The organism is Blautia sp. An249 (genome assembly GCF_002159835.1).
GTDB classification, from domain to species: domain Bacteria; phylum Bacillota; class Clostridia; order Lachnospirales; family Lachnospiraceae; genus Blautia_A; species Blautia_A avistercoris.
Genome location: NZ_NFJL01000006.1, coordinates 138569 through 156209, shown reverse-complemented (window position 1 = coordinate 156209; position 17641 = coordinate 138569). Strand labels below are relative to the sequence as shown.

Here is a 17641-nt window from a genome sequence, read left to right as displayed (position 1 = left end):
TCTATTTACAAAGTTGGTCTTGCCTTCATTACAAGTCACAATCCAATCAAATGAATTATCAAGTTTTCTAGATTATAGCATTCCGGCATATACCCGTCAATTGGGAATATTGAACAGTTTTTTCGCATTTTTATTTGTTACTTTTACAACTTCCTGGGCGGTGATCCCTTTGATTTCCCCGATGGCTTCTGCTACATAGGGAAGATTCAGGGAGGAATTTCTTTTTCCCCGGTTGGGTTCGGGAGCCAGATAGGGGCTGTCTGTCTCCAGCACAAGCTGCTCCAACGGGGCGTATTCTACCACTTCTTTTAATTTCTTTGCATTCTTAAAGGTGACTACGCCGCCGATTCCCAGCAGAAGCCCCATGTCCAGGTATTCTCTGGCAATTTCTTTTCCGTAGGAAAAGCAGTGGATGATTCCCCCGTACATGCCCGCTTTCATAAACTCCCGAACTATCTCCAGGGTATCTCTGGCAGCTTCCCGGCTGTGAACCAGGAAGGGAAGCTGCTCTTTCCTTGCAAGCTCCATCTGCTTCCGAAACCAGGTCTTCTGCAGGTTCTGAACCTCTGCCTCTTTGTGCCAGTAGTAATCCAGGCCGATTTCTCCAATGGCTGCCGTTTTGGGATGACCGCAGAGTTTTTCTATCTTCTCCAATACCTGGGGACTCATTTTCTCTGCATCGTCGGGATGAACGCCCACAGCCCCATAGAGAAAGTCATAAGTCTCCATTAACTGTACCGTCTTCTCTATATCTTCCACAGCGGCACAGCAGTTTATAATATATTCTATCCCGTTTTCTTTCATAGAGCCCAGGAGCTCTTCCCGGTCTTTGTCAAATTTCTCATCATCATAATGGGCATGTGTTTCAAATATCATCTGGATTCCCCGTTTCTATTTTCTGTTTTTTATTCTTTTTAATAACTGAATCACCGGAAGGTTTAAAAGGGCCAGTCCGTATACGGTCAGAAGCTGGGGAACTGTCATGGCCGTTACCTGGAATACGCCTTCCAGAGGCGGAATCAGAAGCACCAGATTCAGCAGAACAAACCCTGCCAGGAAGGCGCCCTGAAGGTATTTATTATTAAAGAATCTTCTGGTAAACAGTACCGGGCTTTTGGCTTTACAGTTATAGCCGTGTACCAGACGGGACAGACATAACACAGCAAAAGCCATCGTGCTTCCAAGTCCTGCTCCTCCCTGATTCAGGCCGATTAAGAATGCGGCCATAGTCATCACTCCGATAATCAGTCCGTCTCTTCCTATACTGGTCAGAAATTCTCTGGTCAAAATAGATTCGTTCATGGGACGGGGTTTCTCATTCATAACTTCCCGGTTATGGGGTTCCAGTCCCAGGGCAATGGCCGGAAGGCTGTCCGTAAGCAGGTTGATAAACAGCAGATGTACCGCTGCAAAAGGAACCGGCAGTCCGCACAGGGAAGCAAACAGTACTACTAAAATCCCCGCAAAGTTTCCGGACAGCAAAAACTGAATGGATTTTTTAATATTGGCATAGACATTTCGTCCGTTTTCCACCGCTTTTACAATGGTGGCAAAGTTATCGTCCGTAAGAATCATGGCGGATGCGTCTTTGGATACTTCCGTTCCGGTGATACCCATGGCTACGCCGATGTCCGCCTGTTTCAGAGCCGGCGCGTCGTTCACCCCGTCACCGGTCATGGCTACAATGTTGCCCTTTTTCTGCCATGCCGTTACAATCCGGATTTTATGTTCCGGTGATACACGGGCGTATACCGACTTGTTCTCCACGAATTTCTCCAGTTCTTCCTCGCTTAGATTTTCGATTTCCGCCCCTTCACAGGCTTCGGATTCGTCTTTTAAGATTCCGATTCTCTTTGCAATGGCGGCGGCGGTCACCTTGTGATCTCCTGTGATCATAACCGGCTTGATTCCGGCCCGGATACATTCTGCCACGGCCTGCGCGCTCTCTGTCCGGGGCGGATCCATCATGGAAATCAGCCCTACAAAGGTTAAGTCTGTCTCATCTTCCAGGGTCAGCTCTTTTTCCTGTTCAAACTTCCGGTAGCCGATACCCAGAACACGAAGTCCGTTTCTGGAGTATTCCTCATTTTGTCTGCGGATTTTTTCCTTCTCTTCTTCTGTGATGGGACAGACCGTCTCTCCCTTCTGAATGTAAGAAGTTCTCTCCAGCATCACGTCTACGGCCCCTTTTACAGCCATTGTATGACCGTCCTTCAGACAATGGAGGGTGGACATCAGTTTCCGGTCGCTGTCAAAGGGCACTTCGCTCAGACGGGGATAGGCCTTCCGCACTCTCTGGGCCGGCACGCCCAGTTTATCACCCAGGTTAATCATGGCCGTCTCGGTGGGATCCCCCAGCTCCTGGCCGTCAATATTGGTGGAGTCATTACATAAAACGCTCAGACGCAGGACCTGTTTATGAACCGGATTGGCCGGGTCAATGTCTTCTGCTTTTACGTCCTGGCCGTCTACATAGTAATTTTCCACGGTCATTTTATTCTGGGTCAGGGTTCCCGTTTTATCGGAACAGATGACGGATACGCTACCCAGTCCCTCCACTGCCTGCAGTTTTCGGATAATGGCTCCCTCTTTGGCCATTTTCTGGGTGCCGAAAGCCAGTACAATGGTAACAATGGAACTTAAGGCTTCCGGAATAGCCGCTACCGCAAGGGCCACTGCGAACAGGAACGCTCCTGCAATGTCGCCTCCCTGTGCAATCTGGATTCCAAACAGGGCCGCACAGAGCACTAATATAATCATAGAAAGTTTGGTTCCGAATTCGTCCAGATTTACCTGAAGAGGGGTTCTCTTCTCTGAGGTGTTTTTTAACAGGCTGGCAATCTTTCCTACTTCTGTTTCCATTCCGATGGCTGTTACCAGGAAGGAACCTCTTCCGTAGGTCACAAAGCTGCCCGAATATACCATGTTAATCCGGTCTCCCAGAGAACATTCTCCTTCCAGGGCGTGGCTGACTTTATCTACACCCACACTCTCTCCGGTCAGGGCACTTTCATCCACCTTCATGCTGGCGCTTTCCAGTATCCGGCCGTCCGCGGGAATATAGTCTCCGGCCTCCAGATGCACCTCATCTCCTACGGTTACTTCCCGGCTGGGAATCTCCACAATCACGCCGTTTCGCAGAACCTTTGCCATAGGCGCTGACAACTGTTTTAAACTGTTCAGGGAATGTTCCGCCTTTACGGTCTGAACCGTTCCCAGGATGGCGTTCATGGTTATGACAATCAGGATAACCGCTGCGCTCTCTTTCTCTCCCAGCAGCATAGAGACGATGGCGGAAATGATTAGAATAATCACCAGTACGTCTTTAAACTGTTCCAGAAAAATCTGGACGGGATGCTTTTTCTTTCCTTCTGCAATTTCATTAAATCCATACTTCTCCTGGTTTCGGGCCACCTGCTCCTGGCTTAACGGATCCTGACTTCCGTTTATCTCTGACCGGACGTCAGCAGCTGATGCCTCATAAAAATTTTTCATTTTCTCATCCTTTCTTCTGAATTATTCATATCCGCAGATCCATTTTTATTCTACAGAATATCCATAGCGGAGCGTTTTTTATATTATAGGAATGCCATTGGAACCAGTACAAGATGGAATACTTTCCTATGATATAAAAAAGAGACTTTTACTGCATCTTCTGATACAATAAAAGTCTCGCTATTTCATCACGATACGGATAATAAATATTATCGGGACTGACGTATTCGTGCGCATGTCTCCATGCCAGCTACTCCCTTTTATTTCTAACTGGTCTTACTATAAAACATTTCAAAATTGATGTCAAGGGATTTTCCCAATTCTTTCTCAGCAGATTTCTGCTCCTGCAGGCACATCTTTTTCCGGAACTACAAGGGAAAGTTCTCCGTTTTCTCCCTCGGCGCACAGAATCATGCCTTCAGATAATACGCCTGCCAGTTTCGCCGGTTTCAGGTTCACTAAAACCATGACTTTTTTCCCTACCATATCTTCCGGACTGTAATTGGATTTAATTCCGGACACGATCTGTTTTACCTGGCTGCCGATTTTTACCTGAGAGCACAGAAGCTTCTTGGATTTCTTTACTGCTTCGCAGGATATAATCTCTCCCACCTGAAACTGCATCTTCATAAAGTCATCGAAGGTGATTTCCTCTTTCGGTTCCACATCGATCACCGGCTCTTCCTTCTCTTCTTCCACAGGAGGATGAAGTTTTTCCACTTTTTCCAGTACTTCTTTCACATCCAGACGGGCAAAGAGGATTTCCGGTTTCTCTGTTACCTTATTGCCGGAAGGATAAAGACCAAAGGTATCCAGATCCTGATAACTCCGTTTCGGCGCCTGAAGCTGTTCCAGAATCCGTCTAGTGGTATCCGGCATAAAGGCTTCCAGTAAGGTGGCTCCCATGCAGATTCCTTCTACCAGGTTGTACAGAACCGTAGCCAGACGGTCTTTCTTTGCTTCGTCTTTGGCCAGAGCCCACGGCATGGTCTCATCAATATACTTATTGCACCGTTTAAACAGGGCAAAGATTTCTGTCATGGCATCTGCCACCCGCAGATCTTCCATTTTCTTCCCGGCTCTTTCTTTCGTGGCAACTGCAAAGGCTTTCAGATCCTGATCCACCTCTTCTTCTGCCTTCTTATCCTCTACCACGCCGCCGAAATATTTGTTGGACATGGAAATGGTACGGTTTACCAGATTTCCCAGGGTGTTGGCCAGCTCTGAGTTCAGACGTTCCACCATCAGCTCCCAGGTAATCACACCGTCGTTTTCAAAAGGCATTTCATGAAGAACGAAATAACGAACCGCATCTACGCCGAAGAAATCCACCAGTTCGTCTGCATAGAGTACGTTTCCTTTGGATTTACTCATTTTTCCGTCCCCCTGCAGCAGCCAGGGATGTCCGAAGACCTGCTTCGGCAGCGGAAGATCCAGAGCCATCAGGAAAATCGGCCAGTAAATGGTATGGAAACGGATAATGTCTTTCCCTATTAAATGAAGATCCGCCGGCCAGAGCTTTCCGAACTTCTCGCTGCTGTTTCCGTCGCAGTCATAACCGATTCCGGTAATATAGTTGGTCAGGGCGTCCAGCCAGACATAAACTACATGTTTGGGATCAAAATCCACCGGGATTCCCCACTGGAAAGAGGTTCTGGAAACACATAAGTCCTGAAGTCCCGGAAGCAGGAAGTTGTTCATCATCTCATTCTTTCTGGACTCCGGCTGAATAAATTCCGGATGGGTATTAATGTATTCGATAAGGCGATCCGCGTATTTACTCATTTTAAAGAAATAAGCTTCTTCCTTAGCCGGAACGCAGGGGCGTCCGCAGTCCGGACATTTCCCGTCCACTAACTGAGACTCTGTGAAAAAGGACTCACAGGGAGTACAGTACATTCCCTCGTAATATCCTTTATAAATGTCCCCTTTGTCATAGAGCTTCTTAAATATCTTCTGTACCTGCGCTTCGTGATCCGCGTCTGTGGTACGGATGAATTTATCATAGGATGTATTCATCAAATCCCAGATAGACTTAATTTCACCAGATACTTTATCTACAAACTCTTTGGGCGTTACATTGGCTTCCTGCGCTTTCTGTTCAATCTTCTGCCCGTGTTCGTCCGTTCCTGTCTGAAAGAATACATCATAGCCCTGCAGTCTTTTATAACGGGCAATGGCGTCTGCCAGAACTGCTTCATACGTATTTCCGATATGGGGCTTTCCGGAGGTATAGGCAATTGCAGTCGTAATATAGTACTTTTCACCCATGGCATTCTTCTCCTTTTCTTTCTTATGATATAGAAAAAAGATTAGCACAATTCACCGGATTTGTAAATATCTGAGGGGTTTTTCATAACTGGACAAAAATTATCGAATTTCATGTTGACAGGATACTTTTTTTGTGTTATAAAAATATTAGTAACTATTACTGTTATCATTGTATCAGAGAGGAAGATTCTATGGCAAATTTAAAATACAGCCGCCAGCGAGAGGCGATTAAAGAGTTTCTCTGCTCCAGAACGGATCATCCCACTGCGGATATGGTATATGAGAATATTCGGTTAATCTATCCCAATATCAGCCTGGGAACTATTTACCGTAATCTCTCTCTTTTGGTGAATCTGGGTGAAATTAAGAAATTAGATAATATCGGCGGCGCCGACCGCTTCGACGCCACTGTCACCCCTCATAATCACTTCATTTGTACCGAGTGCGGATGTGTCCTGGATTTGGAAATGGACAGCATTGACGAGATTATGGAGATTGCTTCCCGTAATTTCAGCGGACAGATAAAGGATTATAACGCCAGATTTTACGGCATCTGTGAAGACTGTATAAAGAAAGAGAAGAATTGAAAAAATAAACTTGACAATGCCAATGGAATATGGTAAATTAAAATAGTAATAATTACTATTATTAATAACTATTAAAATAAATTTATAAAAGAAAAGGAGAAATGCGAAATGGCAAAATGGGTATGTAATGTATGCGGTTATGTTTATGAAGGCGAGACAGCTCCGGAAGCTTGTCCAATCTGTAAGGCTCCTGCTGACAAATTCACCAAACAGGAAGAAGGAATGTCCTGGGCTGCTGAACATGTAGTAGGCGTTGCAAAAGGCGTTAGCGAAGACATCCTGGCAGATTTAAGAGCAAACTTCGAAGGAGAATGTTCTGAAGTTGGTATGTACCTGGCTATGGCAAGAGTTGCCCACAGAGAAGGCTATCCGGAAATCGGATTATACTGGGAAAAAGCTGCTTACGAAGAAGCAGAACATGCTGCAAAATTTGCTGAGTTATTAGGCGAAGTAGTAACTGACAGCACAAAGAAGAACCTGGAAATGAGAGTTGCTGCTGAAAACGGCGCTACTGCCGGTAAATTCGATTTAGCAAAACGTGCAAAAGCTGCTAATCTGGATGCTATCCATGACACTGTACATGAAATGGCAAGAGACGAAGCCCGTCACGGAAAAGCATTCGCCGGACTGTTAAAGAGATACTTCGGTGAATAATTGATTCTTTTCTAAATCAGAGAAACTTTTAGGAAGGAGGCTGCTGCAGGGAAATTTTTCATTCTAAAGATTTCTGAATTGCACAGCCTCTTTTTTACAAATAAGGAGGATGACTATGTCTAAATATGCCGGAACAAAAACAGAGAAAAACTTAATGGACGCTTTTGCCGGAGAATCTCAGGCAAGAAATAAATATACGTATTATGCATCTCAGGCTAAGAAAGCCGGATATGAGCAGTTAGCCGCTCTATATCTGGAGACTGCCGACCAGGAAAAAGAACATGCAAAAATGTGGTTTAAAGAATTCCACGGAATCCATGATGTGGAACAGAACCTGGAAGATGCTGCTGCAGGCGAAAACTATGAGTGGACGGATATGTATGCCAGAATGGCAAGAGAAGCCCGCGAAGAAGGTTTCGAAGAGCTGGCAGTTAAATTCGAGGGAGTTGCCAGAGTGGAGGCCGCTCACGAAAAACGTTACCGCAAACTTCTGGAATCCTATAAAGCAGGAAACACCTTCAAAGGCGACGCTCCTTTAGGCTGGAAATGCCGCAACTGCGGATATGTTCATGAAGCTGAGGAAGCTCCTGAGGTTTGCCCTGTCTGCGCTCATCCACGTGCTTACTTTGAACGCAAAGTGGAAAACTATTAATCTTTTCTTTTTACATAAACGGGACCGCTGCCAGATGGCAGCGGCCCTGTTTTTCTATTTCTGTTCTCTCTATTTTCTCACGTCCTGTACGCCCTGTGTATTGTAGCTTCCCCATAAGTTGGTTCCGTCACTCTGTTTTACATAAGCACGTACGGTATAGGCATAAGTAACGCCCTTTGTTCCTGTGGTGTCTGTAAAGCTTCTCGTATTTGCTCCCACGGTTCCGATGGTCTTCCAGCTTCCGCCGATGGTCTTTCTGAATACCCGGTAGCCGTCTGCAAATTCACTGGCTCCTGCTTTGGAACCTGTCCAGCTTACAGTTACTCCCCTGCTGTTTCCTACGGTCTGTACAGACGGTGCGGACGGTACTGCCATACCTGTGATATTCTTCTGATAATCACTGTAGGAAGATCCGGCAAATGCCTTCACGGTATAATAGTAATTAACGCCCATCTTCGCTCTTTGGTCACGGAATTTCAGGGTACCGCCGTTTACGGTTGCAATGGATGCAAAGGAAGTGCCTGCTTTTGCTTCTTTCCGGTAGATCACGTATTTATCTGCCCCCGCTACTTTGTTCCAGCTTACTTCTACGGTGCAGTAGTTTACGGAACGGGTGGAGACTGCCGGCGTCTTTAAGGTGTCAACCGGAATCTTCACAGTTACATCTTTCGGATAACCGGTTGCTGTTCCTGCTGCGTTTTCTTCCATAAATCCTTTTACTGTATAATAGTAAGTTTCTCCCGGCTGTGCTTTTACATCTGTATAGGAGGTTTCTCCTGCTGCTGCGTTTGCCAGTCCTGCGAAGGCTCCTCCTGCTGTTTTCCTGTAAATCCGATAGCTCTCAGCTCCCGGGATTTCTTTCCAGCTTACAGTTACCGTCTGATCGCTGTTTACTTTTGCGCTTACCTCAGGCATTACCTGTGCAAAGTCTTCTGCATTCACCGGAGTGGTTACCTGTACGTCTGTGGGGTATAAGGTGCTGGCTCCCTGTGCATTTTCCAGCCAGAAACCTTTCACTGTATAGTAATAGGTGGTGCCGGATTTCGCTGTTTCGTCCACATAAGAAGCGGCGTCAGCTCCCACATTGGCAATTCCTTTAAAGGCTCCGCCCGCTTCTTTGCGGTAGATGCGGTAGCTCTTAGCATCCTTAATGGTTTCCCAGTTTACCGTCACGTTTCCGTTTTCCTCTGCCTGTGCAGTTACTTCCGGCATGATTTTCTGGAATGCGTCCACATCTCCCGGTACCGTAACCGATACGTCTGTGGGATACTTCGTGGAAATTCCTTCGCCGTCAGCTTCCCAGAAGCCTTTTACCGTATAATAATAGGTTTCTGACGGCTGTACGTCTTTATCTACATAGGAAAGGACATCTTTTCCCACAACCCCAATCCGGCTGAAGGATTCTTCACCGGAAGCTTTCCGGTAAACTACATAGCTGTTAGCATTTTCTACCTGGTTCCATTCTACCAGAACCTGATTTTCATCTTTTACAGAGGCTGTTACTTCTGTGATTGTATCCTGGAAGTTCTCTTCCGGAGTGGCCGGTACATATTCTGCATCCAGTTTCCATTCACGGATAGCCACAGAGGCTCTGCCGCCGTTGTCCATGGTCAGACGAAGTCCTGTTGTGGTTACTTCTTCAAAAGGATATACATTATCTACGTCCTGTGTAAAGGTGTCGTAAGCTTCTGTCGGTGTAACTTCTGTCCATTCGCCTTCCTCATTGAGATATTCAATCTTCAGTCCCTGGGGTACCTGAGCTCCGCCGCCGTCGTCATACCAGTTGACAATACAGCTTCTTACAACGATCGGTCTCTCGAAAGAATAGCTTACCCATGGATTGGCAAGAACTTCATTCTGTTTCCAGCAGCACCAGAAGGTGGAGGTATCTCCGTCGTTAATCTTATCATTCTGATTATAGCTTGGATTATAGTAGATGGAATCTACTGTTGCATCCATGGCGATCAGGCTGCTTTCATCCAGTTCATCTCCGTCTTTTACGTAGACGCGCATGGTATCATAGCCTCTGTTATTCCATGCATAATAAGGAATAAAAGTAAGTTCTGTATCGTTCTTTTGGCCGCCTGTCAGGGTAAAGGCGTCTGCATGAATGATCATACCCTTCTTCACGCCGTATACATCTTCACCGCTGTCTCCATTGGTTAATACATTGTCAACCACTTCTTCTGTGAAAGAAGATTCATCACCTAAAAATGCCTGTGTTAAATCCGGATTATCAATTCCTTCTGCTGCGTAAACAACCGGACCTCTCTTGACTGCTGCCAGTCCCTGGTTGGTAACTACACGTTCGTCAGAATGATATTTTTCTGTGGTCATCGGGAATTCAATCTCTACTTCATCTCCTGGCTGCCATGCACGGGAGATTACCACATAGCCGTCTTCCAGATTTTCTTCGTCACAGGAAACTTCCTGTCCGTTTACTTTTACTGTATTCTTTCCGGAATCTGCCCATCCCGGTACTCTTAATTTCATGGCAAATTCGCTGCCGTCTGCTTTATTTACCGTTAATTTCGCATTTCCGTACCACGGCATTTCAGAATCGATTGCTACTTCTACTGCATTTGAGCCGATGGTTACGTCTGCCTGGTTTCCAATATACAGGTTCACCGTTAATCCGGAGTCATCCTGTGCATAGATGTATCCGCCTAAGGATGCGATGGTTCTCATCAGGTTTGGCGGACAGCAGGCACAGCCAAACCATGCAGAACGGTGCTGATTGCTGTCACTGCTCATAGGATTGGAGTAGAAGAATTCATCTCCTTCAAAGTTTACTCCGGAAATGACACTGTTGTATAAAGCAGTTTCCACTGTATCAATGTAGGTACTGTCTCCGTACAGCAGGTTCATACGGTTGCCCCACATCATGCTTCCGATATTTGCACAGGTTTCTGCATAAGCTGCATTATTGGGCAGATACCAGGAACTTCCGAATCCTTCAGAGGAGGAGCCTCCGCCGGAGGAACCAATTCCTCCTGTTACGTAAGTCTTGGTCTGTAAGTCGTCCCAGATTGCGTGAAGGGAAGTATCATAGGTATCGCTGTCCATGATGGTCTGGATGTCTGTCATACCGGAATACATGTACATAGCTCTTACCGCATGTCCCACAGCTTCTCTCTGATCCTGCACCGGAGCCTGATCCTGACGGTAATTAATGTCAAAACTGTCATAGCATCCGCCGTGGTTCATTCCCTGGCCTCTCTGATCCAGGAAGAATTTTGCCACGTTCAGATAATCGGTGGATCTGGATGCATAATCTTCTCCGTCTACGGTACCCACTTCTTCGCATACCTGAGCCAGTTTTACCAGGGCAAGCTCAATTTCCTGGTGTCCCGGATAGGATTCCCATTTGCCTTTTCCGAAGAGGCGGTTTACCATATCGGCATTTCTGACTGCCACTTTAAATAATCTTAAATCTTCATAGTTGGTTGCACGTGTATAAGCCACGGCTGCTTCATAGAAATGGCCGAAGCAGTATAACTCATGCTGGGCAAAATCTGTCATTCTCTTCTCCGGTCCGAAGGAGTCCAGAGTAAAGAACGTATCCAGATAACCGTCATACTGATCCAGTTCTTCGTTATCTATGGGATTTCCTTCCTCGTCCACATATTTCTCCTGTGCACCTTCCACATAAGGAATCCACTCGTTTAACTTTTCCCTCAGTCTTTCCTGCTGAGCAATGATTTCCTCATCTCCTGCGGGATCGATCTGAAGGGCGTAACTCATGGCTTCCATCATCTTATAGGGGTCGGTATCCATAAAGCAGTAACCGCCCTGGAAGGAGTCTGCTGCTTCTCCCTGGTTTTTCAGAGCCGCATTCTTCAGGTTCGGCAGTCCTCCTGTGGCGCTTTCTACGTTTTCGATCCCTGTTTCCATTACTTTACAGATAATCTGTTTCTGTTTTGCAGACCAGAATTCATCCTGAATCTTCACGTTATTGAAGGTCACGGATTTCGCTACGGAATCTCTGTGTTTTTCTGGAATGGTTATGGTAAATGTTTTTTCTGCTGTTGCAGATCCCAGAGTCAGAGTGGCTGTCAGTTCTGCGCTGACTGCTTCGCTTCCTCTGGTGACTTTCAGTTTCTGGCCGTCTTCTAAGGTTACGGCGCCGTCTCCGCCGTCCAGTTTCCACTGAATGGTGCTGTTATTCAGTCCCTTTGTCTGGAGTGTGGCGTCATAGTAGAAGGTTCCGTCATCCGGCAGGGTCAGGGCATCCACTGCTTCCTGGAGTTTATCCTCCTGGGTAATGCCGAACATCTCTTCTACCTGTTCCTGGGTGGCTGCTGCATTATATACGGTAATGTCATCCAGAGCTCCGTCCATATTGCTGATGTCGTAACCGCTCTGTCCGATATATTTATTGCAGTCTGTAGGGGTGATAACTCCGTCCCCTTCTGTTTCTCTCATAACCGTTTCCTGTTTATGTCCTTCTTTATAGAAGGTAAAGGTTTTTGCTGTGCTGTCGTAAACAACTACTGCATGCACCCATTCTCCTTCCGGGAAGAAATCGGCGGTAGTTCCTGCTGATCCGCGGTAGTAGCCTCCTGCCATCATATTGACAGCTCCGTCCATATTTAAGGTAAGGTACCATCCGTCTGCACGCCAGTTTGCCTGGTCTTTGCACCAGAACAGAATCTGTTCCCCATTATATCCCCCTTCCGGTGCTTTCGCCCAGAAGGAAATGGTCAGATCCTGAGACTGCAGTTCCGTTCCCGCACCCAGGTCAATGGCTCCCCCGTTTAACTGAATACCGGTGGTTCCTTCCTCATGGCCTTCTACAAACTCAGGGGTTCCGTTGGTTTCTATAAATGTGGGAGTTACTGTCCCGGTATTATCTGTTAATTGTGAATTTTCAAAATCCAGTTCTAAGATCTTGGCTGCTTCCAGCTCATCGGCTGACAAAGCCGCCGGCACTCCCTGTGCACCCGAATTCGTTTCATCTTCTAAAACCGTATTTGTGGACTCCTCTTTCAGTTCCTGTTCCTCTTCCAACAGTGCGCTCTCTTCTTCAGGATCCTGGCTTAAGGTACCCAGTTCTTCCTCTGTTTCTTCTTCCAGCACCAGATTCGAAGGCGCTGCTGCCATGACCGGTGCGGAAGTTACAACCATGCTGGCAATCAGTGTTCCTACAAGAATTTTACTTTTTTTCCTTTTCAATTTTTTACCTCCTTTTGCTATAAATTATTGCGTTTTCGATCCCTCCTTTTCAGATAATTTCTCGTTTCTTTGGTGTATCTATTATACAACTAACCCCCTTTTATTTCCTTACTTTTTTTTATTAATCATGTATGTCTTTTTACTGATTTTGTCCTCCTCGGCTCTGCAAGTTGTTTTTTTTAGATACAAGTTTGTTTTTTTACGATTTCACCCTCTCTTTACGAAAAAAAGCCGCCCGGAAAAATTCCGGGCAGCCCCTGTTCGTTCTCTTTGAGATATTATTCGGCTTCTACTGCGGATCCCGTTGCGGTATCTACTGCCGAACCGGTTGCAGTTTCTGCTTCCTCTGTTTTAAATACAAAGCTGTGGTTATCTGTGATTGTTAAAGTCTCTTTTACCTTTTCGTCTACTTCAATCTCTGCTTCTTCCATCCACTTCTCTGTTGTCTCTGTATAGTATTCCTGTTTCTTATCGTTGGTCAGGGTTTCTTTTTTATTCTCTGTGGCCTCTTCATCCAGTACCTGATCCATTCTGGCCACATAATAAGCATTATCTCCTTCAATGACTGCGTCTGCGACCTGGCCGTCCTGGAGATCTTTTACTGCGTCTATCACTTCCTGAGGTACGGTGTCTGTTTCGTCTTCTCCGCTGGATGTATAAGACAAAGTGGTGGCAGAGGCATTATCTGCGTCAACCAGCTCGGCTACTGCCTGCATATCTCCTTCCGGAGCAGACTGTACCTGCTGCAGCATTTCTTCCGCTTCTGCTTTCTTAGCCGCTTTCTCTTCTTCTGTTGCTTCCTCAGCGTCTTCTTCCACTTCCGGAGTTACAGTGATATACGTTACTGTTGACTGGTTGGCTTCCTCATCAGTAATTTCAATCTCTGCTTCCTCCACAATGGGATTATACATACGATCGTTATAGGTGGTAAGCTCCAGAAGCTCTTCTACCTGCTCCTGGGTAACACCGATTTCTGCAATGGTTTCTTCTGTATTGTTTTCCATGAATTCACTGGCAGCGTCCTGAATCTTCGCCTGATCCTCTTCCGATAAGGTCACTTCGTATTCCTCTGCCTTATCCCGCATGATATACATCAGCTCAATCTGTTCCAGAATCTGATCCACTGCCTGCTCTCCGTAAGTTTCCCCGGATTCTTCATCTGCTACGGTTTCCCACATACCGTTTGTGCTTCCCAGGCCGTACTGCTCATACATCATTGCTGTCTGGGCCTGCTGATAACGGGCCATGAAGCTGACAATTCCCATGGGAATTTCTTCTCCGTTTACAGTTGCTACTGTCTTAGTTCCATCTAATTCTTCTGAGCATCCGGTCATCGTTCCCAGACACAGTGTTCCGGCAAGTACTCCCAATGCAATCCTTTTGGTGTAATTTCTCATTTTGTCCTCCGTTACCTGTATATCTTAATTCTTTGGCTATGCCTTTCCCGCAGGCATACGCCGCTTCTATGAGTATAATCTTTTTCTGGCCTCAGGGCAAGGTAAATCTGTAAATTTCATCAATTAAACACAAAATTCCATTCAAATCTTTTGCCTGTCCCTCATAGAAGAAACAAGGGGGTTCTTCTGCCCGGAAACTCAGGCCCCGTCTATGGGCTGCCAGAACCCTGGGAATCCCCTGAGGATTAATCTTTGCCTTTTCGTAAAGGGTAATCTTCACCGTTTTTCCCAACTGTTTAATTTCTGTAATATAAGCTTTATGGGCCAGGGCTTTCAGATTGGCGATTCCCATCAGGTTCATTACCGGTTTCGGCGGATCGCCGAAGCGATCCAGAAGTTCTTCCAACATGTCTTCATACTCTTCTTCATTTTCAATTCCTGCAATCCGTTTATAAATATCCAGCTTCTGAAACTCGTTGCCGATATAGGTATCCGGAATAAAGGCGTCGATGTCCAGATCAATGGTGGTCTCAAAATCATCCATAACAACCTGGCCCTTCGCTTCTTTAACCGCCTCGCTTAACATCTTACAGTATAAATCATAACCCACCGCCTCCATATGGCCATGCTGTTCTGCACCCAGCAGATTCCCGGCACCCCGGATTTCCAGATCCCGCATGGCAATTTTAAAACCGCTGCCCAGATCGGTAAACTCCCGGATGGCCGCCAGACGCTTCTCCGCCGTTTCTTTTAATACCTGGTTTCTCCGGTACATTAAAAAGGCATACGCCGTCCGGTTGGAACGGCCGATCCGTCCCCGGAGCTGATAGAGCTGAGACAGTCCGTAGCGATCCGAGTCGTGGATAATCATGGTATTTACATTGGAGATGTCCAGGCCCGTTTCTATAATCGTTGTGGATACCAGCACATCCACTTCTCCGTTAATAAACTGATACATCACTTTTTCCAGCTCTTTTTCACTCATCTGGCCATGGGCGAAAGCTACTTTCGCTTCCGGAACCAGTCTGGCAATCCGTCCGCTCACATCTGCAATGTCATTTACCCGGTTATAGACGTAATAGACCTGACCGCCCCGGTTTAATTCCCTTTTTACGGCTTCCCGCACAGTTTCTTCTTCATACTCCATAACATACGTCTGAATGGGCATCCGATCCATGGGCGGCTCTTCCAGAACGCTCATATCCCGGATTCCGATAAGACTCATATGCAGGGTACGGGGAATGGGTGTGGCGGTCAGTGTGAGCACATCCACGTTGTGCTTTAACTGTTTGATTTTTTCCTTATGCCCCACTCCGAACCGCTGCTCCTCATCTACAATCAGAAGTCCCAGATTTTTAAATGTTACATCCTTCGACAGCACCCGGTGGGTTCCGATAACCACATCCACCCATCCTTTTTTCAAATCTTCCAGGGTTTTCTTCTGTTCAGCAGCCGTCCGGAATCTGCACAGAAGATCCACCCTTACCGGGAAGTCTTTCATTCTCTGCATAAAGGTATTGTAATGCTGCTGCGCCAGGATCGTGGTAGGTACCAGATAGACCACCTGTCTGCCTTCCTGAATGGCCTTAAAGGCTGCCCGCAGGGCCACCTCGGTTTTTCCGTATCCCACATCGCCGCAGATAAGCCGATCCATGATCCTGTGACTTTCCATATCCCGTTTGGTGTCTTCAATGGCTGCAAGCTGATCTTCTGTTTCCTCATAGGGAAACATCTCTTCAAACTCTTTCTGCCACACCGTATCCGGCCCGTAGGCATATCCGTCCGTTTCCTGCCGGGCGGCATACAGGGCCACCAGATCTTTGGCGATATTTTTTACTGCTCCCCGTACCCGGGTTTTCGTCTTATTCCATTCCTGTCCTCCCAGACGGTTCAGCCGTGGCTTCTGGGCGTCCGCCCCTGCATATTTCTGCAGCATATCCAACTGGGTAGCCAGAATATAAAGATTGCTTCCTCCCTGGTATTCAATCTTAATATAGTCCTTTACTACCCGTTCCACCTCTACCTTTTCAATTCCCCGGTAGATTCCCAGCCCGTGCTTTTCGTGAACCACATAGTCCCCCACGGACAGCTCTGCAAAGTCCTGGATTTTCTTCCCGCTGTATTCTTTCTTCTTCCGTTTCTTCTTCTGCTCTTTTCCGAATATGTCTGTATCGGTGATCACCACAAACTTTACCAGGGGATATTCGAATCCTTTTCTGGCGTGTCCGTACACTACCATAATCTCTCCCGCATTTACGATCCGGCCGTAGTCTTCACTGTAAAAGGCTGTCAGATTCTGCTCCAGCAAATCCTTCGCCAGACGCCGGGCTCTGGTGCGGGATCCGGACAGAAGAATTACGGCATATCCGTCTTTCTTTAGCTGCTTTAAGTCTTTGACCAGAAGCTCAAAACTGTTATTGTAAGAGTTTACAGATTTAATCTGGAAATGGAACCGTTTCTTTACCTTCCATTCTCCGGAGATGGCGTCCAGAGTGGATAAGGCTGCGCTTCTTCTGCCGAGAATCTGTTTCTGCACCTCTGTAAACTCACAGAAGAGAGCCCGCAGTCCTCTGGATTCTCCTTTCTCCTGCCGGTGGGCCAGACTGTCCTCCAGTTCCTCTTGTACGGCAATTGCCTGTTCCTTAATTCTTCCGGGCTCATCCAGAAAAATCAGGGAATCCTCCGGCGGAAAATATTCCAGAAAGGAAACCATTCCCTCCTCAGAGATTTTTTCACAGGCAGGATAGATTAAAATCTCTTCCAGATTCTGCAGAGAACGCTGGCTTTCCACATCAAAACTGCGGATGGAATCTACTTCATCGTCCCACAGTTCAATCCTCCAGGGCGCATCTTCGGTCAGAGGATAAATGTCAATAATTCCTCCCCTGACAGAGAACTGTCCTGACACCTCAACCTGCGCCGCCCGTTCATATCCCATTTGGGACAGGCGCTGTTCCAGTTCCTGAAGATTGATAATGCCGCCGGAGGAAACAGCAATTCTTTCCCGGCTTATCTCTTCCAGGGGCATCAGGTAATCCATACATCCGTCAATACTGGTAATGATAGTTGCCGATTCTTCTTCCAACAGGGCTTTCACAGCCCTCATTCTCTGTTTCAGCAGCAGATTTCCATGAATATCCGCCTGAAAAAACAGCAGATCCTTGGCGGGATAAAAAAGGGCAGAAGGTTCATAAAAACGATAGTCTTCATACAGCTCTTTGGCCCGCTGCTCATTTTCTGCAATCAGCAGACGGCGTTTGAAAAGCCCAGAAAGTCCATACGCTAAATGGGCTTTCTGGGATTCCATACATCCGGTAATCTGTACCATTGCCTGATTCTTTTTTAATGTTTCCTGCAATTCTTCATATTCCGCCAGCCTTTGTAATGGTTGGACAAATGCTTTCATATTC

The 17641-nt window shown here is 46.6% G+C and carries 9 protein-coding genes; 3 read left to right on the top strand and 6 right to left on the bottom strand.

From position 1 onward, the window contains the following. Positions 1–96: 96 nt before the first annotated feature. The 3 genes from B5F53_RS07825 to metG all read right to left on the bottom strand — a co-directional run bounded on the left by B5F53_RS07825 (position 97) and on the right by metG (position 5814). The gene (locus tag B5F53_RS07825; protein WP_087222089.1) at positions 97–876 is read right to left on the bottom strand and encodes a TatD family hydrolase; all 780 of its coding nucleotides are present in this window, start codon (positions 874–876) and stop codon (positions 97–99) included. Positions 877–891: 15 nt separating this feature from the next. Then, positions 892–3495, bottom strand: a complete 2604-nt coding sequence (locus B5F53_RS07820) for a cation-translocating P-type ATPase (protein ID WP_087222087.1) — start codon at positions 3493–3495, stop codon at positions 892–894. 327 nt (positions 3496–3822) lie between these two features. Next, positions 3823–5814 carry a methionine--tRNA ligase gene (gene metG, locus B5F53_RS07815; protein WP_275532197.1) on the bottom strand — a complete coding sequence of 664 codons (1992 nt, stop codon included), beginning with the start codon at positions 5812–5814 and terminating at the stop codon, positions 3823–3825. A gap of 143 nt (positions 5815–5957) precedes the next feature. Between metG and B5F53_RS07810 the strand changes: the two genes are divergently transcribed. The 3 genes from B5F53_RS07810 (at position 5958) to rbr (ending at position 7659) form a co-directional block, all read left to right on the top strand. Continuing rightward, positions 5958–6353, top strand: a complete 396-nt coding sequence (locus tag B5F53_RS07810) for a Fur family transcriptional regulator (RefSeq protein ID WP_087222083.1) — start codon at positions 5958–5960, stop codon at positions 6351–6353. A 108-nt stretch (positions 6354–6461) separates the two neighbouring features. Next, entirely contained in the window at positions 6462–7007 is a 546-nt protein-coding gene (locus B5F53_RS07805; RefSeq protein WP_087222081.1) for an NADH peroxidase, read from the top strand. Between the two features lie 115 nt (positions 7008–7122). After that, positions 7123–7659 carry a rubrerythrin gene (gene rbr, locus B5F53_RS07800; RefSeq protein ID WP_087222079.1) on the top strand — a complete coding sequence of 179 codons (537 nt, stop codon included), beginning with the start codon at positions 7123–7125 and terminating at the stop codon, positions 7657–7659. Positions 7660–7728: 69 nt separating this feature from the next. Here the strand turns inward: rbr and B5F53_RS07795 are convergent, their stop codons facing one another. The 3 genes from B5F53_RS07795 to mfd form a co-directional block, all read right to left on the bottom strand. Beyond that, positions 7729–12834 (bottom strand): beta-L-arabinofuranosidase domain-containing protein, encoded by a 5106-nt coding sequence (locus B5F53_RS07795; protein WP_087222077.1) that lies wholly within the window; start codon positions 12832–12834, stop codon positions 7729–7731. 278 nt (positions 12835–13112) lie between these two features. Beyond that, positions 13113–14231, bottom strand: a complete 1119-nt coding sequence (locus tag B5F53_RS07790; protein WP_087222075.1) for a hypothetical protein — start codon at positions 14229–14231, stop codon at positions 13113–13115. Between the two features lie 91 nt (positions 14232–14322). Beyond that, a complete protein-coding gene (mfd, locus tag B5F53_RS07785) occupies positions 14323–17637 on the bottom strand; it encodes a transcription-repair coupling factor (RefSeq protein ID WP_087222073.1) in 3315 nt (1104 codons plus the stop codon). Positions 17638–17641: the final 4 nt, after the last annotated feature.